General features: G+C 62.8%; 24 protein-coding genes. 11 read left to right on the forward strand and 13 right to left on the reverse strand.

Annotation, left to right across the window (positions count from 1 at the left end):
• Positions 1-34 precede the first annotated feature (34 nt).
• A complete protein-coding gene (tdh, locus tag FJ953_RS14700; protein ID WP_140624623.1) occupies positions 35-1,069 on the forward strand; it encodes an L-threonine 3-dehydrogenase in 1,035 nt (344 codons plus the stop codon).
• A gap of 39 nt (positions 1,070-1,108) precedes the next feature.
• Here tdh and FJ953_RS14705 read toward each other — a convergent pair whose 3' ends face one another.
• The 4 genes from FJ953_RS14705 to FJ953_RS14720 form a co-directional block, all read right to left on the reverse strand.
• Positions 1,109-1,756 (reverse strand): CDP-alcohol phosphatidyltransferase family protein, encoded by a 648-nt coding sequence (locus FJ953_RS14705; RefSeq protein WP_181167398.1) that lies wholly within the window; start codon positions 1,754-1,756, stop codon positions 1,109-1,111.
• A 4-nt stretch (positions 1,757-1,760) separates the two neighbouring features.
• Entirely contained in the window at positions 1,761-2,711 is a 951-nt protein-coding gene (locus FJ953_RS14710) for a phosphatidate cytidylyltransferase (protein ID WP_140624624.1), read from the reverse strand.
• Complete coding sequence (locus FJ953_RS14715; RefSeq protein WP_140624625.1) at positions 2,708-3,346, reverse strand: lysophospholipid acyltransferase family protein; 639 nt, start codon at positions 3,344-3,346, stop codon at positions 2,708-2,710. Before FJ953_RS14715 ends, FJ953_RS14710 begins: the two co-directional genes overlap by 4 nt.
• 158 nt (positions 3,347-3,504) lie before the next feature.
• Positions 3,505-3,948, reverse strand: a complete 444-nt coding sequence (locus tag FJ953_RS14720) for a MarR family transcriptional regulator (RefSeq protein WP_140494170.1) — start codon at positions 3,946-3,948, stop codon at positions 3,505-3,507.
• Between the two features lie 99 nt (positions 3,949-4,047).
• On the opposite strand from FJ953_RS14720, the gene hmgA reads away from it, so the two are divergent.
• From hmgA to FJ953_RS14735, 3 genes are all read left to right on the forward strand, one after another.
• Positions 4,048-5,361, forward strand: coding sequence for a homogentisate 1,2-dioxygenase (hmgA, locus tag FJ953_RS14725; RefSeq protein ID WP_140515599.1), 1,314 nt, complete (start codon positions 4,048-4,050; stop codon positions 5,359-5,361).
• A 118-nt stretch (positions 5,362-5,479) separates the two neighbouring features.
• The gene (locus FJ953_RS14730) at positions 5,480-6,493 is read left to right on the forward strand and encodes a fumarylacetoacetate hydrolase family protein (protein ID WP_140624626.1); all 1,014 of its coding nucleotides are present in this window, start codon (positions 5,480-5,482) and stop codon (positions 6,491-6,493) included.
• A 19-nt stretch (positions 6,494-6,512) separates the two neighbouring features.
• Positions 6,513-7,049 (forward strand): DinB family protein, encoded by a 537-nt coding sequence (locus FJ953_RS14735; protein WP_140624627.1) that lies wholly within the window; start codon positions 6,513-6,515, stop codon positions 7,047-7,049.
• A 9-nt stretch (positions 7,050-7,058) separates the two neighbouring features.
• On the opposite strand, the gene FJ953_RS14740 is transcribed toward FJ953_RS14735, so the two are convergent.
• The 3 genes from FJ953_RS14740 to hppD form a co-directional block, all read right to left on the reverse strand.
• Positions 7,059-7,436, reverse strand: a complete 378-nt coding sequence (locus tag FJ953_RS14740) for a type II toxin-antitoxin system VapC family toxin (protein WP_140624628.1) — start codon at positions 7,434-7,436, stop codon at positions 7,059-7,061.
• Positions 7,433-7,657 (reverse strand): type II toxin-antitoxin system prevent-host-death family antitoxin, encoded by a 225-nt coding sequence (locus FJ953_RS14745; RefSeq protein ID WP_140624629.1) that lies wholly within the window; start codon positions 7,655-7,657, stop codon positions 7,433-7,435. Before FJ953_RS14745 ends, FJ953_RS14740 begins: the two co-directional genes overlap by 4 nt.
• A 70-nt stretch (positions 7,658-7,727) precedes the next feature.
• Positions 7,728-8,840 (reverse strand): 4-hydroxyphenylpyruvate dioxygenase, encoded by a 1,113-nt coding sequence (gene hppD, locus FJ953_RS14750; protein ID WP_140624630.1) that lies wholly within the window; start codon positions 8,838-8,840, stop codon positions 7,728-7,730.
• 138 nt (positions 8,841-8,978) lie between these two features.
• Between hppD and FJ953_RS14755 the strand changes: the two genes are divergently transcribed.
• Positions 8,979-9,446, forward strand: a complete 468-nt coding sequence (locus FJ953_RS14755) for an Lrp/AsnC family transcriptional regulator (protein ID WP_140494158.1) — start codon at positions 8,979-8,981, stop codon at positions 9,444-9,446.
• Here FJ953_RS14755 and FJ953_RS14760 read toward each other — a convergent pair.
• The 4 genes from FJ953_RS14760 to aztA form a co-directional block, all read right to left on the reverse strand.
• Entirely contained in the window at positions 9,443-9,781 is a 339-nt protein-coding gene (locus FJ953_RS14760; protein ID WP_140494156.1) for a TIGR01244 family sulfur transferase, read from the reverse strand. The two genes, FJ953_RS14755 and FJ953_RS14760, sit on opposite strands and share 4 nt — an antisense overlap.
• A 144-nt stretch (positions 9,782-9,925) precedes the next feature.
• Positions 9,926-10,867 (reverse strand): zinc ABC transporter substrate-binding protein AztC, encoded by a 942-nt coding sequence (gene aztC / locus FJ953_RS14765; protein ID WP_140494154.1) that lies wholly within the window; start codon positions 10,865-10,867, stop codon positions 9,926-9,928.
• A gap of 28 nt (positions 10,868-10,895) precedes the next feature.
• Positions 10,896-11,771, reverse strand: a complete 876-nt coding sequence (gene aztB, locus FJ953_RS14770; RefSeq protein WP_140515812.1) for a zinc ABC transporter permease AztB — start codon at positions 11,769-11,771, stop codon at positions 10,896-10,898.
• Complete coding sequence (gene aztA / locus FJ953_RS14775; protein WP_140624631.1) at positions 11,771-12,604, reverse strand: zinc ABC transporter ATP-binding protein AztA; 834 nt, start codon at positions 12,602-12,604, stop codon at positions 11,771-11,773. The genes aztB and aztA overlap by 1 nt, the downstream gene beginning before the upstream one ends.
• 221 nt (positions 12,605-12,825) lie before the next feature.
• Here aztA and FJ953_RS14780 point away from each other — a divergent pair, with 221 nt between their 5' ends.
• The gene (locus tag FJ953_RS14780; RefSeq protein WP_056562755.1) at positions 12,826-13,170 is read left to right on the forward strand and encodes a RidA family protein; all 345 of its coding nucleotides are present in this window, start codon (positions 12,826-12,828) and stop codon (positions 13,168-13,170) included.
• A 62-nt stretch (positions 13,171-13,232) separates the two neighbouring features.
• Here FJ953_RS14780 and hutC read toward each other — a convergent pair whose 3' ends face one another.
• The gene (hutC, locus tag FJ953_RS14785; RefSeq protein ID WP_140624632.1) at positions 13,233-13,979 is read right to left on the reverse strand and encodes a histidine utilization repressor; all 747 of its coding nucleotides are present in this window, start codon (positions 13,977-13,979) and stop codon (positions 13,233-13,235) included.
• A 13-nt stretch (positions 13,980-13,992) separates the two neighbouring features.
• Complete coding sequence (locus FJ953_RS14790) at positions 13,993-15,348, reverse strand: formimidoylglutamate deiminase (RefSeq protein WP_140624633.1); 1,356 nt, start codon at positions 15,346-15,348, stop codon at positions 13,993-13,995.
• A gap of 96 nt (positions 15,349-15,444) precedes the next feature.
• On the opposite strand from FJ953_RS14790, the gene hutI reads away from it, so the two are divergent.
• The 5 genes from hutI (at position 15,445) to FJ953_RS14815 (ending at position 21,404) form a co-directional block, all read left to right on the forward strand.
• Entirely contained in the window at positions 15,445-16,680 is a 1,236-nt protein-coding gene (hutI, locus tag FJ953_RS14795; protein WP_140557050.1) for an imidazolonepropionase, read from the forward strand.
• On the forward strand, positions 16,677-18,212 hold the full coding sequence (gene hutH / locus FJ953_RS14800) for a histidine ammonia-lyase (protein ID WP_140521721.1): 1,536 nt from the start codon (positions 16,677-16,679) through the stop codon (positions 18,210-18,212). Before hutI ends, hutH begins: the two co-directional genes overlap by 4 nt.
• Before the next feature lie 70 nt (positions 18,213-18,282).
• Positions 18,283-19,098 (forward strand): N-formylglutamate deformylase, encoded by an 816-nt coding sequence (gene hutG / locus FJ953_RS14805; RefSeq protein WP_140583764.1) that lies wholly within the window; start codon positions 18,283-18,285, stop codon positions 19,096-19,098.
• A 36-nt stretch (positions 19,099-19,134) separates the two neighbouring features.
• Complete coding sequence (gene hutU / locus FJ953_RS14810) at positions 19,135-20,805, forward strand: urocanate hydratase (RefSeq protein WP_140521725.1); 1,671 nt, start codon at positions 19,135-19,137, stop codon at positions 20,803-20,805.
• An 11-nt stretch (positions 20,806-20,816) separates the two neighbouring features.
• Positions 20,817-21,404, forward strand: coding sequence for a HutD family protein (locus FJ953_RS14815; RefSeq protein WP_140624634.1), 588 nt, complete (start codon positions 20,817-20,819; stop codon positions 21,402-21,404).
• Positions 21,405-21,668 lie beyond the last annotated feature (264 nt).

Consider the following 21,668-nt stretch of genomic DNA (forward strand, 5'->3'; position numbering starts at 1 on the left):
CGCTTCCGGATCAAGAGATTCAAGGGACAAAAGAATGTCGAACATGATGAAGGCGCTGGTGAAGGCCAAGGCCGAGCCGGGCATCTGGATGGAAGAGGTGCCGGTGCCGGAAATCGGCCCCAACGACGTCCTGATCAAGGTGAAGAAGACCGCGATTTGCGGCACCGACGTCCACATCTACAATTGGGACCACTGGGCGCAGAAGACGGTGCCCGTGCCGATGGTGACCGGCCATGAATTCGTCGGCACCGTCGCGGATTTCGGCGCCGCGGTCACCGAATACAAGGTCGGCCAACGCGTGTCGGGCGAAGGCCACATCGTCTGCGGACATTGCCGCAACTGCCGCGCGGGCAGGGGGCATCTGTGCCGCAACACGCTCGGCGTCGGCGTCAATCGCCCGGGCGCCTTCGGCGAGTACCTGGCGATCCCACAGCACAATGTCGTGCCGATCCCCGACGATGTGCCGGACGAGATCGCCGCGATCTTCGATCCCCTGGGCAATGCGGTTCACACCGCATTGTCATTCGATCTGGTCGGCGAGGACGTGCTGGTCACCGGCGCCGGGCCGATCGGCATCATGGGCGCGCTGGTGGCGCAATGCGTCGGCGCCAGGAAGGTCGTTATCACCGATATCAATCCGGTTCGGCTGGATCTTGCGCGCAAGCTTGGCGTCCAGCACGTCGTCGACGCCTCCAAGGAAAAACTGAGCGACGTGATGCCGGCGCTCGGCATGACGGAGGGTTTTGATGTCGGCCTGGAAATGTCGGGGGCAGCCCCCGCCTTCCGCGACATGATCGACACCATGAACAATGGCGGCAAGATCGCCATCCTCGGCATTGCGCCGACCGGGTTCGAGATCGACTGGAACAAGGTCATCTTCAAGATGCTGCATCTCAAGGGCATCTATGGCCGCGAGATGTTCGAGACCTGGTACAAGATGATCGCGCTGGTCCAGGGCCCGCTCGACGTCTCAGGCCTGATCACGCACCGCATCGGCATCGATGATTTCCAGGTTGGATTCGACGCGATGCGCAGCGGCAGTTCGGGCAAGGTGGTGATGGACTGGTAATCGATGCGCCGGGAGTCTCAGGCTTCGAGGCAGGCGATGCTAGGGTCGCCTGGTTTTCAGCCATCGCACCTGTCGCCAGGCGCGCCGCAACGCAGTTGCGGCGGCGCCGATGGCAATGGCGGCGAGCGCAAGCGTCAAGACTTCGTTGTGGCCATTCCAAAGGAATTCTCCGGTAGATAGCAGTGCCGCGACGGTTGCGACTGCCATGCGATGTGGCTTGGCCATCGGTCCGGTGAAATCACTCGGCGTCTCGTTGGCCCGCCCCAATTCCCGCACATAGGCGGTGAGAACCGAAAAACAGGCCGCTGCCCAGCCAAGGCCAGGCATGCCGATGCCGTAACCTATGCCGGCCATGATGGCGATATCGGCGAGCCTGTCCGGGAACTCGTTCCAGAACGGCCCGTCGGCCGACGCCTTGCCGCCCTCGACGGCGACCATGCCATCGAACAGATTGCACAGCAGCCGCAGTTGGCAAAACAGCGCCGCGCCCAGCAACAGCAGCAAACGAGAAGTGCCGCCGCTCTGCCCGCCAAGCCAGAAGGCCGTGCCTGCCAGCGCGCCGGCGAGGATACTGGCCTGCGAAATCTGGTTGGGGGTCACGGAGAGTGCGGCGAGACGTCTGGCCGTCGCTTGTGCCCAGCGCGTGTCGCGGCTTGCAAGTGGTCTGCGATCGCCCGTGTTCATCACTGCCTCATCCCGGTGACCAGAAATAACGAGTGAGATGGAAGAAGATCGGAGCGGAGAAAACCACCGAATCCAGCCGATCTATCAGGCCGCCATGGCCGTCGATCAGATGGCCCCAATCCTTCACGCCGCGGTCACGTTTGATGGCGGACATCACAAGGCCGCCGAAAAAACCCATCAGCGTGATCAGGAAGGCCATCGCGCCCGCCTGAAGCGGAGAGAACGGCGTGATCCACCACAGGCCAGCGCCGATGAGGCTGGCGCTTGCAACGCCGCCGAGGAAACCTTCAAGCGTCTTGGACGGCGAAAGCTTTGGTGCGATCTTCGTATGCCCGATCGCCTTTCCCCAGATGTATTGCAGTACGTCGCTCAATTGCACGACGATGACAAGGAAGGCTATCAGAAGCACATTGCGACCCTCGTAGCCGGGAATATGCAACGTCAGAAGAGCCGGGACGTGGGAGGCGCAGAAAACGCAGATCATCAGCGCCCATTGCACCTCGGCAATTCGAACGAGGAAGTGCTGGGTGTCGCCCCGTATGGCCGAGATGATGGGCATCAACAGGAAGGCGTAGACCGGGATGAAAACAGAAAAGATCTCGTAGTCCTCGATCCAGAGCAGCACATACTGTACCGGCAGCACGACGAAAAACGCCGTGGCCAGCGCCCAGTGGTCGGCACGCCGGGTATTGGTCAGCGTCACGAATTCGCGAAGTGCCGCGAAGGAACAGAAGCCGAAGAGAAGCAGGACGCCGATCCGCCCGGCGATGAATGCTATGGCGATGAGGATCGCCATTACCCACCAGGCATTGATACGGGCGTTGAGGTTCTCGATGGCTGGGTTGGAGCCTTCCGGCGACAGCCGTCGCTCCAGGATATGCCCCACGAAAGAGGCCACGAGCAGGATCCCGCAGACGCCGAGCACGAGAACCATCATATCGAATTGGGTTGAGCTCATTCCGCTGCCTTTTTCGGTGCCAGCGCCAGCAGCGCCCCACGTGCCCGCTCGAGGAACATATCCTTGCTCTCGCCGTCAGCCAGGTGCATTGCCTCGCCGAACGTCACGGTGCAGATCAGCGGGATAGGCACGAATTCCCCTTTCGGCATCACCCGGTTGAGATTGGCGATCCATACCGGCACCAACTCGAAATCCGGGTGCGATGCCGCCAAATGGAACAGCCCGGACTTGAATGGCTGCAAGGACGCGTCGGATTGGTTGCGCGTGCCTTCCGGGAAGAGAATGAGCGAAGAGCCTTCCCTCATCGCCTCTCCCATGCTTTCGACAGGATCCAGCGTGCGTCCATCGCGATTGCGCTCGATCAGGACGGCATTGAAAACGTCACGGCCGATGAAGGCTCGGACTTTTGATTTCAGCCAGTAGTCGGCACCCGCTACGGGACGCACCCGCCGCCGCAGGCGCGGCGGCAGAACAGCCCAGATCAAGATGAAATCGCCATGGCTGGAGTGATTGGCAAAGAAGATCGAGCGACGCCGAGGCAATCTGCCTTCATGCCAAAACGGCCGCACGGCGGTGATGGCTCGGGCAAACAGCAAGACGACCACGGCCACCGGCCTCGCGAGCAGCGACTTCATCCTTCCCCCCAATTCGCCCGTCGATGATCACTGGCTGACATACAGCGCTGAAAATCCGCCACCGAGCAAGCAGCGATCGAAAATGACCGCCAGACAGTCTCTGCTTCAAGGCGCTGTCGCGTCGAGCCACCGTCTCATATTCTATCTGCCGATAGCCGCTATCTCAGACCCAACGCGCTTTCCAATGACGCAACGCCTTTGACGATGGAGGCTTGCTGGTCGGCGCTCAGCTGGGCCAGCAGCTCCCGTTCGAAAGCCTTCGCCAGTGGCACCATCTCGCTATAGGCCGCAAGTCCGGCTCTGGTCAGCGCCAGGTGCTCGACGCGGCGATCGTTCTCGTCAGTGGTTCGGATGAGCCAGCGGCGACGCTCAAGCTCCGCCACGGCACGCGAAACCTTTGTCTTGTGCATCGCCGACTGCGCGCCGAGTTCCGTCGCGGTCATTGTGCCGCGCTGGCCAAGCCCCGAAAGCGTACGCCATTCCGGCCGTGTGAGGCCGTGACGCTCCTTGTAGATCCGAGAGAATTCGCGGCTCAGCGCATCGGCCAGCCGATACAGCCGGTAGGGCAGAAAGCTTTCGAGTTCCAGGATTTCGGATTCCATGACCAGCCATCGAGAAATGCCCGCGCACGGCATTGATAGTTACATTTTGGATGGTTACAAATGAAACCAATTTGGTCAAGCATTCGCGAGGAGGAAGCGATGGCCTTTTCCTACATGCCGGGTTTCGGTAACGATTTCGAAACCGAAAGCCTGCCGGGTTCGCTGCCGCACGGGCGTAATTCACCGCAGCGGCCGGCCTACGGCCTCTATGCCGAGCAGCTCTCCGGTTCGCCCTTCACCGCGCCGCGCGGCACCAATGAGCGCTCCTGGCTTTACCGCATCAGGCCGAGCGTCAGACATACCGGGCGCTTCAAGTCGGTGAGCTATCCCTTCTGGAAAAGTGCGCCCAATGTCGGCGATCATGAGCTGGCGCTCGGCCAGTATCGCTGGAGCCCGGTGCCGATGCCGAAGGAGCCGACCGACTTCATCGCCGGCATGCGCTCGATCACCACCGCCGGCGACGTGCTTGGGCAGACCGGCATGGCGGCGCATGTCTATGTCGCCAACAGGTCGATGGTCGACGACCATTTCTTCAACGCCGACGGCGAGTTGCTGGTGGTGCCGCAGGTGGGCGCCTTGCGCTTCGTCACCGAGATGGGAGTCATCGAGCTCAGGCCCGGCGAGATCGCGGTCCTGCCGCGCGGCCTCGTCTTCAAGGTCGAACTGGTCGATGCCGAAGTGCGCGGCTATGTCTGCGAGAACTACGGCGCCAAGCTGACGATGCCCGACCGCGGCCCGATCGGCGCCAACTGCCTGGCCAATCCGCGCGATTTCAAGACGCCCTGCGCCTGGTTTGAGGAGAAGGAGACGCCCTGCCGGCTGATCGTCAAATGGTGCGGACATTTTCATGTCACGGAAATCGGCCATTCGCCCCTCGATGTGGTGGCGTGGCACGGCAACTATGCACCCTATAAATATGATCTGGCGGCGTTTTCGCCGGTTGGTGCGATCCTCTTTGACCACCCCGATCCGTCGATTTTCACGGTGCTGACGGCGCCGAGCGGCGAGGAGGGCACCGCCAACATCGATTTCGTCATCTTTCCGCCGCGCTGGCTGGTGGCGGAGGATACGTTCCGCCCGCCCTGGTATCACCGCAACATCATGAGCGAGTTCATGGGGCTGATTCACGGCCAGTACGACGCCAAGGAAGAAGGGTTCGTTCCCGGCGGCATCAGTCTGCACAATCTGATGCTGGCCCATGGCCCGGATGCACCTGGCTTCGAAAAGGCCTCGCGCGCGGATCTGAAACCGGTCAAGCTCGACAACACCATGGCCTTCATGTTCGAGACCCGGTTCCCGCAGATGCTGACCCGCTACGCTGCCGAACTCGACACCAGGCAGGACAATTACATCGACTGCTGGGCCGATCTGAAGAAGCGCTTCAATGGCACGCCCGAGGGCGATTGGTCCTGAAGGATCGCTGCCGCCGGAAAACTGCCTTCAGGAAAGTTGAGCCGGCGGCTTGACGATTGCCCATAACAGCCTTGTTGTGGGCCTTGCGGCGCAAGGCCGCGTCAGGAGAGGAAACCGCATGAAGCTTGCCACATTGAAGAACGGGACGCGCGACGGAAAGCTCGTCGTCGTCTCGCGCGATCTTACACGCTTCACTGATGCCTCCTTCCTGGTGCCGACGCTGCAGGCGGCGCTCGACGATTGGCGGCGGATTTCGCCGCATTTGGCCGCAATGGCGGAGTCGCTCGAGAGCAATGCGGTGCCGTCGGCGCGCTTTCACGAACATAATGCCCATTCGCCGCTGCCGCGCGCCTATCAATGGGCTGACGGTTCGGCCTATGTGAACCATGTCGAGCTGGTGCGAAAAGCACGCGGTGCCGAGATGCCGGCGAGCTTCTGGACCGACCCGCTGATCTATCAGGGCGGCTCCGACAGCTTCATCCCGCCGCGAGACCCGATCCGCATGGCCGACGAGGCCTTTGGCATCGACATGGAGGCGGAAGTCGCGGTCGTTGTCGATGATGTGCCGATGGGCGCCAGCCTCGAAAAAGCGCGGGAGGCAATTCGCCTGGTGATGCTGGTCAACGACGTGACGCTGCGTGCCATTACCGGACCGGAACTCGCCAAGGGGTTCGGCTTCTTCCAGTCCAAGCCGTCCTCGGCCTTCTCGCCGGTCGCGGTGACGCCGGACGAGTTGGGCGAGGCCTGGGACGGCGGCAAGGTCAGCCTGCCGCTGCTTGCCGACCTCAACGGCAAACCTTTCGGCCGGGCGAATGCCGGCGTCGACATGACCTTCGATTTCCCCGCGCTCATCGTGCACGCGGCGAGAACACGGCCGCTGGCGGCCGGCACCATCATCGGATCCGGCACCGTCTCCAACAAGCTCGGCGGCGGGCCTGGCAAGCCTGTCGCGGTCGGCGGCGCGGGCTATTCCTGCATCGCCGAACTGCGCATGATCGAGACCATCGAGACAGGCGAGCCGAAGACGCCGTTTCTGCGTTTCGGCGACACGGTGCGCATTGAGATGAAGGATAAGGCCGGGCATTCGATCTTCGGCGCCATCGAGCAGACGGTCGAGAAATATGAAGGGTGAGAGCGCAAGAAGTTGAAGGATGAACCTGCTTGATCATCTGCGCCGCATGGCCTGCAACAATCGCTGGTCGAACGACCGGCTCTACCGCGCCGTGCTTATGCTGGGGCCTGGTGAATTCGAAGCCAATCGCATCAGCTTCTTCCCGTCGATAAGGGCGACGCTCAACCACATCCTTGCGGTCGATCTTCTCTATCTCGATTTTCTGGAGCAGGGCGGTATCGGCGCCGCGGTGTACGATGGTTTCGTGCCGTTCGATAGCGCAGCCGACTTGTCAGTGGCTCAGATCAAGTTCGACCGCAGGCTGATCACCTTCTGCGATGCCTTGTTGGAAGCCGACCTCGACCGCCATGTCGTTACTGACCGGCGTGGAGACGGCATGATCCCGGAAAAGATCGGCGATATCCTCGCCCATGTTTTCCTGCATGACATCCACCATCGCGGCCAGGTGCACGCGATGCTGTCCGGCACGTCGGTCGCGCCGCCGCAACTCGACGAGTTCCTGCTCGATTATGATTTGAAGCTGAGGCAGGAGGAGGTTGGACGGCTGGGTTTGTGAGACCACTGCTTATGTCAGGGCGACGTCGTAGCGGGCGAAATGCGGGTCGGATGTCATGATGGTTAGTTTGTCCATTTGCGCCTGCGCAATCAGTAGTCTGTCGAATGGATCGCCATGGTGGTGGGGTAGGCCAGCGACAGCGTTCGCATGCTGGAAGGTGACGGCGAGCGGCTGAAATTGCATCCTTGGAAGCAGTGTTGGCAGATCATCCGGCGCATCGAGTTTTCTGATTGAGCGCTTGATGGCAATTTCCCAGACGCTTGCCGCGCTGGCGAACACCACCGCTTCCGAAGCCAGGATGGCGCGGTAGTGCTTGCTGAGACGTCGATCGTCCGAAATCGACCAAAGGATGATATGTGTATCGGCGAGAAACGGGCCGATCGTCATTTGATGTACTCGTCCCATTCGGGGCCGAGTTCGTCAAAATCGTCCGCAATCCAGATCTTGCCTTTCAACGCGCCGATACGCGGCAAGGGTTCCGCCGCTGCCGGAGGCACGATACGCGCAGCCACCTTGCCGTGGCGCGTGAGTACAATCTCTTCACCGGCTTCCGCGCGGCTGACGAGTTCCGACAATTTGGCCTTGGCCTCGGCGATGGAAACATTCATGGCTCGATCCTTTGTGACCATAATTTAGGTCATAATTTATCGAACCGCAAGCCGCCTGGTCGGGATCGATCTACTCCGCGGCCTGCACCTTGATCACGCCGCGCTTGATCTGGTCCTGCTCGATCGATTCGAACAGTGCGCGGAAATTGCCTTCGCCAAAGCCTTCGTCGCCCTTGCGCTGGATGAATTCGAAGAAGATCGGTCCGATCACGGTCTTGGAGAAGATCTGCAAGAGGATCTTCGTCGTGCCGCCGTCGACCACGCCTTCACCGTCGATCAAAATGCCATGCTTCTTCATGCGCTCGATCGGCTCGTCATGGCCGCTCACGCGTGCATGCGACATCTCGTAATAGGTCTCCGGCGGGCCGGGCATGAATTTCAGCCCGTTGGCGGCAAGCTTGTCGGTGGCCTCGTAGATCGCGTCGGTGCCCACCGCTATGTGCTGGATGCCCTCGCCATTGTACTTCTTCAGATATTCGGCGATCTGGCTGGTGTCGTCCTTGGACTCGTTGAGCGGAATGCGGATCTTGCCGCAGGGCGAGGTGATCGCCCGGCTGACCAGCCCGGTGATCTTGCCGTCGATGTCGAAGAAATGGATCTGCTTGAAGCCAAACAGGTCGCGGTAGAAATCCCACCATTTGTCCATGTTGCCGCGGTAGACATTATGCGTGAGGTGGTCGAGGAAATAGAAGCCGACGCCTTCCGGCCTGGGGTCGCGCTTGCCCAGCCATTCGAATTCGGCATCATAGGCCGAACCCCTCTCGCCATAGGTTTCGATGAAGTAGAGCAGCGAGCCGCCGATGCCAACGATCGCCGGCACGTCAAGCGTCTTGTCGGCGCCTTCGTAAGGCGTGGCTCCTTTCGATACCGCGTGTTCGAAGGCATGCTTGGCGTCCACGACCCGCCACGCCATCGAGGAGGCGCATGGGCCATGCTTGTCGACGAACTTCATCGCATGCGAGCTGGGCTCGGCGTTGACGACATAGTTGATGTCGCATTGCCGCCAGACGGTGATGTCCTTCGTGCGATGCCTGGCCACGGCTACGTAGCCCATGCGGGTGAACAACTCGGCCAGCTTCCGCGGCTCCGGATGCGCGAATTCGACGAACTCGAAACCGTCGGTGCCGGCAGGGTTGGTCTTGCTGATCTTGGCGGGCGGGGCGTCGTGCGGGAAGGGACCCATGATAATCCTCCGGAAGCTGGCTTGGCCTGGATGGGCCATCTCAACTCATCATAGCGCGGGCAGGTCGCACGGTGCTTGCATTCAAACGCTTGAAATGTTTATCTGATGCATGAAATGTGCATGGTTTTTGGAAGTATCATGAATGATACGCGTCTTGATCAGTTTGATCGCAAGATATTGGCGCTGTTGCAGTGTGACGCACGGCTCACCAACAACGACCTTTCGGAGCGGGTGAACCTCTCGGCCTCGCAATGCTCGCGCCGCCGCCAGCGGCTTGAGGAGGACGGCTATATCAAGGGCTATCGCGCCGTGCTTGACCGCGACCGGCTGGGCTTTTCGCTGGTCAACGTCATCTCGGTGACCTTGGCCACTCACAACCGCGACAATGCGCGGCGCTTCGGCGAACTGGTGGCGCGGCTGCCCGAAGTGCAGGAGGCGCACGCGCTGACCGGCGAAATGGATTATATCCTGAAGGTGGTTACGCCCGACCTGAAATCATTGTCGGAGTTCGTCAATGGCGTGCTCTTGCCCCACGAATCTGTGCAGCACGTCAAGACGGCGATTGTGCTCGAGACGCTCAAGGAGACGGGCGCGCTGCCGATCTAACCCTTCGACTGCTGAATCAGCCCATAGAGATTGGTGCAGCGGGCGCCGGAACGGCAGTAGGCGAACACCGGGCCTTCCAGTTCGTCGAGCGCTTGTCCCTGGTCCTCGACATTCTCCGCCGTGATCTGGCCGCTGATGACGGGGATGTAGCGGAAGGCAAGCCCGGCAGCCTCGACTGCGGCCTTGAGCGTGTCGGCCGAAGGCTGGCCGGGCTGCTCGTCGTCCGGCCGGTTGCAGATCACGCTCTTGAAGCCGGCTGCCTTGATGGCGGCGACGTCCTCGGGCTGGATCTGGCCCGAGACCGAATAGTCCTCGCTGATCTCGCGGTATTCCATTGTGGTGTCCTCGCAATCTGGTTGGGCAGTCTTGCCACTCCCCGGCACGGCCGGCAATCCACGCCGAGGGATTTCTCTGCCAAATAGCGAGTGCTGACCGGAAAATCCAACCGGGCCGCGAGGGCCCGGTTGGGTCGGAGCGGCTCAACTGCCGAGGATCGCGCCTTTGATCTGCGTGATGTTGTTGTGCATCATGTCGACATAGGTCGAGGCCGGGCCTTCGGGCTGCGACAGCGCGTCGGAATAGAGCGTGCCGCCGACCTTGATGCCGGTCTCGCTGGCGATCTGCTCGATCAGGCGCGGATTGGTGATGTTCTCGACGAAGATCGCCGCCGCTTTGTCCTGCTTGACCTGCTCGACCAGCTTGGCGACGTCGGCGGCCGACGGTTCGGAATCCGTCGAGACGCCCTCCGGCGCTAGGAAGGTCAGGCCGTATTCGTGCTCGAAATAGCCGAACGCGTCATGCGAGGTGATGACAACGCGTTTTGCCTCGGGGATGGACTGGATCGCCGCCTTCACCTCGCTTTCGAGCGCGTCGAGCTTCTTTGTGTAAGCCGCGGCGTTGGTCTGGTAGCTGACGCAGCCATCATTGTCGGCCGCGCAGAACGCTTCGGCAATGTTCTTCACATAGATCTTGGCGTTGGCGATCGACTGGAAGGCATGTGGGTCGGTGACCGTCTTGCCGCCGCCGGTACCCGCGCCCTCCGCCGCGTCCGCATCGGCGAATTCCGGTTTGAAGTCGATCGCCGCCACGCCCTTGGTCAGAGTGACGATCGAGGCCTTAGTGGCGCTGGCATCGACCAGCCGCTGTAGAAAGCCCTCGAAATGCAGGCCGTTGACCAGCACCAGATCGGCGCCCGCCATGGCTACCGCATCAGCCGGGCTCGGCTCGTAGACATGCGCATCGCCGTCGGGTCCCACGATGGTGGTGATGTTGACGCGGTCGCCGCCAACATTCCTGGCGAAATCAGCAATGACGGTAAAACTTGCGACCACTTTCAAGGGCGCCGCAAAGGCCGACGACGCGTCGAGAGCAGTTAATGTTATAACGCTCATCGTAAGGGCGGCGCGGATCGATTTCAACATGGGCGGTCTCCTTGGAGGCTGGGGTGGATCAGGCCGTCCGATGACGGTGATGGATGATGCGGGCGCGCAGCGCGCCGCGTGTGCCGAACAGGATCGAGGCGAAATAGACGACGCCTGCCGACAGGATGATCGCCGGGCCTGAGGGCAGCGAGGCGTGGTAGGACAGAAGCAGTCCGGCGATGCAGGAGGCAAAGCCGATCAGCACGGCCAGCACGCACATCGGTTCGACGCGCACGGTCCAGAAACGGGCCGCGGCGGCCGGCAGCATCATCAGTCCGACCGACAGAAGCGTGCCCAGCGCCTGGAAGCCGCCAACGAGGTTGAGCACGACGAGGCCGAGGAAAATGAAATGCACCGGACTGCCCCACCGGCTGACCGAGCGCAGGAACAGCGGGTCGAGGCATTCGGCGACCAAGGCCCGCCAGAAGACGGCGAGACTGGCAAGCGTCACCAGCACGATGCCGCCGATCAGCGTCAGCGCTTCATCGTTGAGCGCCAGCACCGTACCGAACAGCACATGCATGAGGTCGACGCTGGAGCCACGGACCGAAACCATCAGCACGCCGACGGCGAGCGAAATCAGGTAGAAGGCGGCCATCGAGGCGTCTTCGCGCTGGATGGTGAATCGCGAGACGGCGCCCGCGCCGAGTGCAACGACGATGCCGGCGATCAGGCCGCCAATGGTCATCGGCAGGATTTCCAGCCCGTAAAGCAGGAAGCCGGCGGCGGCGCCCGGCAGGATCGCGTGCGCCATGGCGTCACCCGAGAGGCTCATGCGCCGTAACATCAGGAACACGCCGACCGGACAGGCGCCGAGCGACAGCATCAACGAGCCGAACAGCGCCCGCTGCATGAAGGCGAAATCGGCGAAAGGCGCGATGAAGAGTTCGTAGAAGACGTTCATCATGCAGCCCTTGGTCCGGCGCCATGATGGTGGTGACGATCCTGTGCATGGGCAGGCTCATCATGATTGTGATCATGTCCGTCATGGTCATGATCGGGTCCGCCCGGCTCGCACCATGGCGCGTTCTCTTCCCACGCTTCATGGAAGCGCCTGGCCCGCAGGAGATTCTCAGGCCGCAGCGTCTCCTTCGTCTCGCCCCAGGCGACAGGCTGGCGGGCCAGCAGCAGCGTTTCGGGAAAATTCTGCCGGACAAGGTCGAGGTCGTGGACGACGACCATGATTGTGCGTTCCTCGCCATGCCAGCGCTTGATCAGCGCAATAAGATCGCCCATCGTCTTTGCATCGACGGCGTTGAACGGCTCGTCGAGCAGGATTAGATCCGCATCCTGCAACAGCACGCGGGCAAACAAGGTGCGCTGCAACTGGCCGCCCGACAGCGTGTCGATCGGGCGGGTCTCGAAGCCGCCAAGGCCGACCGCCATCAACGCCTCGCTGACGGATTGGCGATCCTCCTTGGTATGGCGGCCGAGCAGCCCGCGTTTCGGCCACAGGCCGAGCGAGACCAGATCGACGAGCCGGGCCGGAAAGCTGCGGTCGAGTTCCGACTGCTGCGGCAGATAGGCGGCGCGCACGCCAGGCGCCCGCGTCACAGCGCCGGCCATCGGCTTCAGCACGCCGACGATACCCTTCATCAACGTCGACTTGCCCGAACCATTGGCGCCAACGACGGCGGTCAGCGAGCCTTTGCGTATGATGCCGTCCAGATGATGGATCGCCGGATGGCTGTTATAGCCAAGCGTCAGGTCACGGAATGTCAGGCAGGTTTCGGTCATTTGACGGTCCGTGGGGCGGTAGTGCGGCTGCCGGGCAGCGCCGATTGGATATGTGATGTTATTACATTAGTCAACAAGCCAATCGAGCGGAATTGTGGCTGCCGGCTCAACTTGCCGTGACCCTCCGGCGCTGCTGGTCCAAGGGGATTTGGAACGCTCGGCCTTGCCCGAAGCCGGTGCCAACTCTAAAGAGGCGCGACCACAAAGGAAGGAAACCTCCCATGAGCATTCGTCGCATCGATGTTGGCCCGCGCATGAGCCAGATCGTCATTCACGGCAATACCGTCTATCTGGCCGGCCAGGTCGGAGAGCCGGGCGGCAATGTCGCCTCGCAGACTCGCGATATTCTGGCGACGATCGACGAATTGCTGGCCAAGGCCGGCACCGACAAGACCAAGATCGTCCAGGCGATCATCTGGCTGGCCGACATGGGCACCTTCGCCGAGATGAACTCGGAATGGGACAAGTGGGTGCCGCAGGGCCACACACCCGCACGCGCCACCGGCGAAGCCAAGCTCGCCGGTCCGGAATATCTGGTCGAGATCATTATCACCGCGGCGATCTGAGGCGCTGCGCTTTCCCTTCTCCCCTTCCTTGCGAAGGCAAAAAGGGGAGAAGGGAAGAGATGCTATCCGTGTGACGGCGTGAATCTTGCCACCAACGTGTGGCTCTCGGCTGCATAGGTGAAGCGCACATGGGTGACCGGGTGCTCGGCACTCCATGTCCGGCGCTCGACCACAAGACAGGCCGCACCAAGGCCGATGTCGAGGGCATCGGCAACACGCTCGTCGGCGGCAACAGCACGAATGCGATGCTCGGCCTCGCTCCACGGCACACGGCCGATCAGCCACGGGCCCGGCGCAATATCCAGGAACTCTTCCTCGCCGGCTTCCTTGACGGCGGAGAGATTGATCAGCCGCTCTTCGAGCGCGAACGGCCGTTCTCCGGCGAAATGCAGGCATTCCAGCGATAGCACCGAACCCGAGGCGGAAAGCCCGAGCAGCGACCGGTCTTGCGCGCTGCTGCGCCGCTTCAGGCGCGCAAGCCGCTCGTAGCGATAGGGCAGGCCGAGCGCTTCGACCTCGATCCTGATGTCATGGATTTCCAGCACCGCCGCTTGCGATTGCGGCCGACGCACGAAACTGCCTGAGCGCCGGCGGCGTTCGATCAGTCCTGACTTGGCAAGCTGCGACAGCGCCTTGTTCACCGTCATGCGCGAGCAATCATATTCGGCCGTCAGCTCGTGCTCGAACGGGATGCGATGCCCCGGCGCCCAGGCGCCGGACAGGATTTTCTCGCTTATGTCCGACAGGATGCGCTGATGCAGCGACACCGTCTCGCCGCCCTCCGTCTCCGCTGTCGCCACCATGTTCATGGGCTGTCCCTGATCAGCCTGCCGAAAGCGCCGTCATGACATTGCGGAAACGCGCCGCGATGGCGTCGCGCCTGGCGTGCCTGCCGCCGCTGACTTGCTTTTGGCCGTGCACCCAGACGCAATCGATCTTGGTGCCGTTGGCGAAGATCCAGGCGTCGAGGATCGCGTCTCCGGTCTTGCCGGCAAGCGAAGCCTGGCTGTGGTCGAGCGAGACGAGATCGGCGGATGCGCCAATGGCGATCCGCGAGGCGCCGGCGCCAAGGGCGACGCTGCCGCCGTCAAGCGCTGCGTCGAACAGCGCGCGGCCGGTCGAGCCGCCGGCGACCGCCAGCACGTTGCGGGCGCGGTGGGCAAGACGCTGCGAATATTCGAGTTGCCGAAGCTCGTCCGGCAGGCCGATCAGCACGTTGGAATCGGAGCCCACGCCGAAGCGGCCGCCATGTTGCGCGAACAGCGGCGCCGCAAAAATGCCATCACCGAGATTGGCTTCGGTGATCGGGCACAGCCCCGCGATCGCGCCGCTTTTTGCCATCGCCATGGTCTCGGAATCGGTCATATGGGTGGCATGGATCAGGCACCAGCGCGGGTCGACATTGGCATGGCCAAGCAGAAATTCGACTGGACGCGCGCCCGACCAGGCAATGCAGTCCTCGACCTCCTTCACTTGTTCCGCGACGTGGATGTGGATCGGTCCGTCCGGCGCCATCGCAGCGACTTGTCGCAACTCCTCGACCGTCGCGGCACGCAAACTATGGGGGGCGACGCCGATGACCGCTTGATTCAAGGCGCGAACGCATTCGCGACTTTTCTCAAGCAAGCGTGAAAACCGGTTAACATCATTGAGGAATCGACGCTGACCTTCGTTGGGAGCCGCGCCGCCGAAAGAAGAGTGAGCATAGAAGACCGGCAGCAGCGTCAAGCCTATACCGGTTTCTGCGGCGGCGGCCGCGATGCGCTCGGCCATTTCGGCAATGTTGGCGTAGGGCTTTCCGTCACGGTCGTGATGCAGATAATGAAATTCGCCCACGCGCGAAAAACCGGCCTCCAGCATCTCGACATAGAGCTGGGTGGCGACCGCCTCGACCTGGTCGGGCGTCATCGACAGCGCGAAACGATACATCACCTCGCGCCAACTCCAGAAACTGTCGGCCGACGGGCCGCGCAACTCGGCAAGTCCGGCCATGCCGCGCTGGAACGCGTGGCTATGCAGGTTGGGCATGCCCGGCAGGACGATGGCGTGGCGCTCGTCGACGGCGTTCGGCGCAACCCCGGCGTCGATTGCCGCAACGCGGCCTCCGCCCAGGGCGATGCGCACATTGCTTCGCCAGCCTTCCGGCAGAAGCGCCTGTTCCGCAAAGATCGCCGTCACGTTGTTCTCCGAATCCTGGCTTATGATGACAATAGCACTTGCGGTGCTTTTTAATATGTATATACATAATCGCCATCCTTTCAAAGGGAAAATATGATGGCTGGAGAAAGCAGGGGCCGGGCGGCGGCGGTTCGCATATGGCGCAATGCGCGCCTGGCGACTTTTGCCGAAGGGGCAGCAGGGCAGGGCGTCGTCGAAAAGGGCGCCGTCGCCGCGCGTGACGGCACCATCGTCTATGCCGGCGCCGAAGCCGATATTCCGGCGGCGTTCGAGCAGCGTGCCGAGATCGTCGATTGCGAGGGCCGCTGGATCACGCCCGGCCTGATCGACTGCCACACCCATCTCGTCCATGCCGGTGACCGCGCCAACGAGTTCGAGATGCGGCTGGCCGGCGCCACCTATGAGGAGGTCGCCAGGGCCGGCGGCGGCATCGTCTCGTCGGTCAGGGCCTTGCGTGCCGCGGGTGAGGACGAACTGGTCGCTCAGACACTGCCCCGTCTCGATGCGCTGATCGCGGAGGGCGCCACCACCGTCGAGGTCAAGTCCGGCTATGGCCTTGACCTGGAAAACGAGAAAAAGTCGCTGCGCGCGGCGCGCCGTTTGGGCGCCGAGCGCCCGGTGACGATCCGCACGACCTTTCTCGGCGCCCATGCCTTGCCGCCGGAAGCCAAGGGCGACAAGGACGCCTTCATCGATCTCATCACCGCCACGATCCTGCCGGCCATCGCTGCCGACGGGCTTGCCGACGCCGTCGATGGTTTCTGCGAAGGCATCGCGTTTTCGGTCGAGCAGATGGCACGGGTCTTCGAAGCCGCAAAGGCGCTTGGCCTGCCGGTAAAGCTCCATGCCGACCAATTGTCGAACCTGCATGGCGCCGAGCTTGCCGCGCGCTATGGCGCGCTGTCGGCCGACCATCTCGAATATACCGATGAGGCAGGCGCGGCGGCAATGGCTGCATCGGGCAGCGTGGCGACGATCCTGCCCGGCGCCTACTATTTTATTCGCGAAACGAAGAAACCTCCGATCGAATTATTCCGCAGGCATGACGTCAGGATGGCCGTCGCCACCGACAACAATCCCGGCACCTCGCCGCTGACGTCGTTGCTGCTGACCATGAACATGGCGGCGACCTTGTTCGGCATGACGGTCGATGAATGCCTCGCTGGCGTGACCCGCGAAGCCGCCCGCGCACTGGGTCTGCTCGGACAGACCGGCACGCTGGAGGCGGGCAAATCCGCCGATCTAGCGATCTGGAGCATCGAGCGCCCTGCCGAACTCGTCTACCGCATGGGCTTCAACCCCTTGCACGCGCGCATCTGGAGAGGACAATGACCGAACTCGTACTGAAACCCGGCAACGTGACCCTGGCCGACTGGCGCGCCATCTATCGCGGCGCCGTGCCCAGGCTCGACGATGCCTGCCGGCCAAAGATCAAGGCGAGTGCGGAGGCTGTCGCACGCATCGTCGCCAAGGGCGAGCCGGTCTATGGCATCAACACCGGTTTCGGCAAACTGGCCAGCGTCCGCATTCCTGCCCAGGATCTCGAAACGCTTCAGCGTAACATCGTGCTCTCGCACGCCGCCGGCGTCGGCGAGCCGATGCCGGTCGCTGTTTGCAGGCTGATGATGGCCTTGAAGCTTGCCAGCCTGGCGCAGGGCGCCTCCGGCGTGCGGTCGCGCACCATCGAGCTGCTGGAAGCGATGCTGGCCAACGATGTCATCCCGGTGGTGCCGGCGCAAGGTTCGGTCGGCGCCTCCGGCGACCTCGCGCCGCTGTCACACATGACGGCCGTGATGATCGGCGTCGGCGAATGCTTCACGCCGCATGGCCGCTTCCCGGCCAAGGTCGCCTTCGTCTCGCATGGGCTGGAGCCTGTCATCCTTGGCGCCAAGGAAGGGCTGGCGCTGCTTAACGGCACGCAATTCTCGACCGCCTACGCGCTGGCGGGCTTGTTCGAGGCCGAAGTTCTCTACCAGTCGGCACTGGTCGCGGGTGCACTGTCCACCGACGCCGCCAGGGGCTCGGACGCCCCCTTCGATCCGCGCATCCATCTCTTGAGGAAGCATCGCGGCCAGATCGAGACGGCGAATGCGCTACGCAGTCTGATGGCCGGCAGCGCCATCCGCGAATCGCACCGCGTCGGCGACGAGCGCGTGCAGGATCCCTATTGCCTGCGCTGCCAGCCGCAGGTGATGGGGGCGGCCCTCGACGTGTTGCGCAAGGCGGCTGACACGCTCGGCACGGAAGCCAATGGCGTCACCGACAATCCCTTGATCTTCGCCGAGGACGACACCGCCTTGTCGGGCGGCAATTTCCATGCCGAGCCGGTGGCTTTCGCTGCCGACATGATCGCACTCGCCGTCTGCGAGATCGGCTCGCTGTCGGAGCGCCGCATCGCCATGCTGGTCGACCCTGCGCTGTCGGGCATGCCCGCCTTTTTGACGCCGAAGCCCGGCCTGAATTCCGGCTTCATGATCCCGCAGGTGACGGCGGCAGCGCTGGTTTCCGAAAACAAGCAGAAGGCCTATCCAGCAAGCGTCGATTCGATCCCGACCTCGGCCAACCAGGAGGATCACGTCTCGATGGCCGCACATGGTGCGCGCCGGCTGATCGGCATGGTCGAGAACGCCACGGCCGTCATCGGCATCGAGTTGCTGGCCGCGACCCAGGGCTGCGATTTCCACGCGCCGCTCGCTTCCAGCGCCGCACTCGAAGCGGTGCGCAAATTGGTCAGGGCCGAGGTGCCGCATCTCGACAACGACCGGCATTTCCATCCCGACATGGAGAAAGCCATCGCCATGGTGCGAAGCGGTGCGGCGGTGAAGGCGGCGAGCGCGGTGGCGCTGCCGGGGATTGCCTCATGAGAGTGCTTGGCATGATAGGTCTCGTTCCTTCGCATCCCAGCCGTAGAGCTCCAACTTGCGGAGATCTCGCATGACACCTCCTTGGCTGACGGTAAATCAAGGCACCGCACCGCTGCTGGTTTCCATGCCGCACACCGGCATCGATCTCGCCGGTCTCGACAACCGGCTGGTCTCGAGCTGGCTTGGCCAGCGCGACTGCGACTGGTGGATCGACAAGCTCTATGATTTTGCCGCAGGTCTTGGCGCCACCGTCGTGCACACCGCCATCTCGCGCACCGTCATCGACGTCAATCGCGATCCGTCCGGGGCCTCGCTCTACCCTGGTCAGGCGACGACCGGCCTCTGCCCGACCGAAACCTTCGATGGCGATCCGCTCTACCGTACAGGCGAGGAACCGGGACCGTCGGAAATCGACGAGCGCCGCCGAAAATTCTTCATGCCCTATCATGCCGCGCTCCAGGCCGAGATCGACCGGCTGCGCGGATTGCATGGCAAAATCGTCCTCTATGACTGCCACTCGATCCGCTCTGTGCTGCCGCGCCTGTTCGATGGCACGCTGCCGGTCTTCAATCTCGGCACCAATGACGGCAAGAGCACGGATCCGGCGCTGCAGGAAAAGGTCGCCGGGATCCTGGCCGAGACCGGCGAGACCTTCGTGGTCAATGGCCGCTTCAAGGGCGGGTGGATCACGCGCCATTTCGGCCAGCCGCAAAACGGCGTCCATGCGCTGCAGATGGAACTGTCCAACCGCGGCTACATGCGAGAGCCCGAAGGCAAGGGCGCGCCCGACAACTGGCCGGTGCCTTACGACGCCGCCTTCGCCGCGCCGATCCGCGCCACGCTGACATCCATCCTCGAGACCGCGATTTCGTGGGTCGAGAGCTGACGCCTCGCCGCACTCATCTGAAAGGGAAGTGACGACATGACCGATCCTCGCCACAACATCCGCGAAGTGCGCAGCCCCCGCGGCGACAAGCTCAATGCCAGGTATTGGACGACCGAAGCGCCGCTGCGCATGCTGATGAACAATCTCGATCCCGATGTCGCCGAAAATCCCAACGAACTGGTCGTCTATGGCGGCATCGGCCGGGCGGCGCGCACCTGGAACGATTTCGACCGCATCGCCGCTTCGCTGAAGACGCTTGGCGAGGACGAGACGCTGCTGGTGCAGTCCGGCAAGCCGGTCGGCGTCTTCCGCACTCATCCCGACGCGCCGCGCGTTTTGATCGCCAACTCCAATCTGGTGCCGCATTGGGCGACCTGGGAGAAATTCAACGAGCTCGATAGGAAAGGCCTGATGATGTACGGCCAGATGACGGCCGGCTCGTGGATCTATATCGGCACGCAAGGCATCGTGCAGGGCACCTACGAGACCTTCGTCGAAGCCGGACGCCAGCACTATGGCGGCGATCTCAGGGGCAAATGGATCCTGACTGGCGGCCTCGGCGGCATGGGGGGCGCCCAGCCTCTCGCGGCCGTCATGGCCGGCGCCTGCTGCCTGGCCGTCGAATGCGATCCCGACCGCATCGATTTCCGGCTGCGCACCCGCTATGTCGACGAGCGTGCCGATACGCTTGACGAGGCGCTGGAGAAGATCGCGCGCTGGACCAGGGCAGGCGAGGCGAAGTCGGTCGGCCTGGTCGGCAACACCGCCGATATCGTGCCCGAGCTGGTGCGGCGCGGCGTGCGCCCCGATATGGTCACCGACCAGACTTCGGCGCACGATCCGTTGAACGGCTATCTGCCCAAGGGCTGGACGCTGGCCGAGTGGCGCGAGAAGCGCACGTCCGACCCGAAAGCAGTCGAGAAAGCCGCCCGCGCCTCGATGCGCGAGCATGTCGAGGCGATGGTGGCCTTCTGGAACGCCGGCGTGCCGACGCTCGACTACGGCAACAACATCCGCCAGGTCGCCAAGGAAGAAGGCTTCGAGAACGCCTTTGCCTTCCCAGGCTTCGTGCCGGCCTATATCCGGCCGCTGTTCTGCCGCGGCATCGGCCCCTTCCGCTGGGCGGCCCTTTCCGGCGATCCGCAGGACATCTACAAGACCGACGCCAAGGTGCGCGAACTGACGCCCGGCAACACCCATTTGCACAACTGGCTGGACATGGCGCGCGAGCGCATCGCCTTCCAGGGCTTGCCGGCGCGCATCTGCTGGGTCGGCCTCGGCGACCGCCACCGGCTGGGCCTCGCCTTCAACGAGATGGTCGCCAAAGGCGAACTCAAGGCGCCTGTCGTCATCGGCCGCGACCATCTCGATTCCGGCTCGGTCGCCTCGCCGAACCGCGAGACAGAGGCGATGAAGGACGGCTCGGATGCTGTTTCCGACTGGCCGCTGCTCAACGCTCTGCTCAACACGGCATCGGGCGCTACCTGGGTGTCGCTGCACCATGGCGGCGGTGTCGGCATGGGCTTTTCCCAGCATGCAGGCATGGTCATCGTCGCGGACGGCACGCCTGAGGCAGCCAGGCGCCTGGAGCGGGTGCTGTGGAATGATCCGGCGACCGGCGTCATGAGGCACGCCGACGCCGGCTACGACATCGCCATCGATTGCGCCAGGGAGCATCAGCTCAATTTGCCCGGCATTCTGGGATAGTAGGCCGACCGATGCGCGTCCTGCGGGCAGCCGAATACAAATCGATGCCGTGGAAGAACGGCGGCGGCGTGACGACGGAAATCGCCGTCTCGCCGGCCGATGCCGGGCTCGACACCTTCGATTGGCGTGTCTCGATGGCCCGCGTCGAAGGCAGCGGGCCGTTCTCCAGCTTTGCCGGCATTGACCGCACCCTGTCGGTATTGGAAGGCGAGGGGATCATTCTTGATGTCGCCGGCGAGCCGCCGGCGTGCCTGACCGCCGCTTCAGCGCCGTTTTCCTTTCCAGCCGACCGGCCGACCAGTGCCGAACTGATCGCCGGCCCGATCACCGATCTCAACGTAATGACCCGTCGCGGCCGCATGAGGCATTCCGTCGAACGCCTCGTAATCTCGAACCCTTTGGAAATCGGAACTGAAAGCCGGGCGACCCTCGTCCTGTGCCTGGGTGGGGAAGTCTTGGTTTCCGCCGCAGAGCCTATTCGCCTTAGCCACCTCGACGCACTCCTGACTGCCTCAGCCACAGCTGGCCTGCGCATCAAGCCCATCGACCACCCGACAGTATTCGTGGTCCGGATCGATGGCATTCGACCCAACGATTAACGCTTGTTTCCAAACATGATCGTGATGCCGGCGAAATATAGGGTAAGCTCCAGCCGGGATCACGAAAAAGCCTGAATCCTTTCCGTCGATCGGTCGGCGGGAGTGAGGAGTGTTCGTCTTTGAAACTGTCGAAAGACGATGCCTTGTCGTGGTGCGGAAACAATTTTCGGCAAAAGCTGGGCATGCAACCAATTGCATTTGAATCGGTTTTAGGGCCATTGCCGTGGCGGTGACGCCGCTGAGTGCCCGCTTACGGAATTTTCA

The sequence above is a fragment of the Mesorhizobium sp. B2-3-6 genome (assembly GCF_006442305.1).
Classification (GTDB): domain Bacteria; phylum Pseudomonadota; class Alphaproteobacteria; order Rhizobiales; family Rhizobiaceae; genus Mesorhizobium.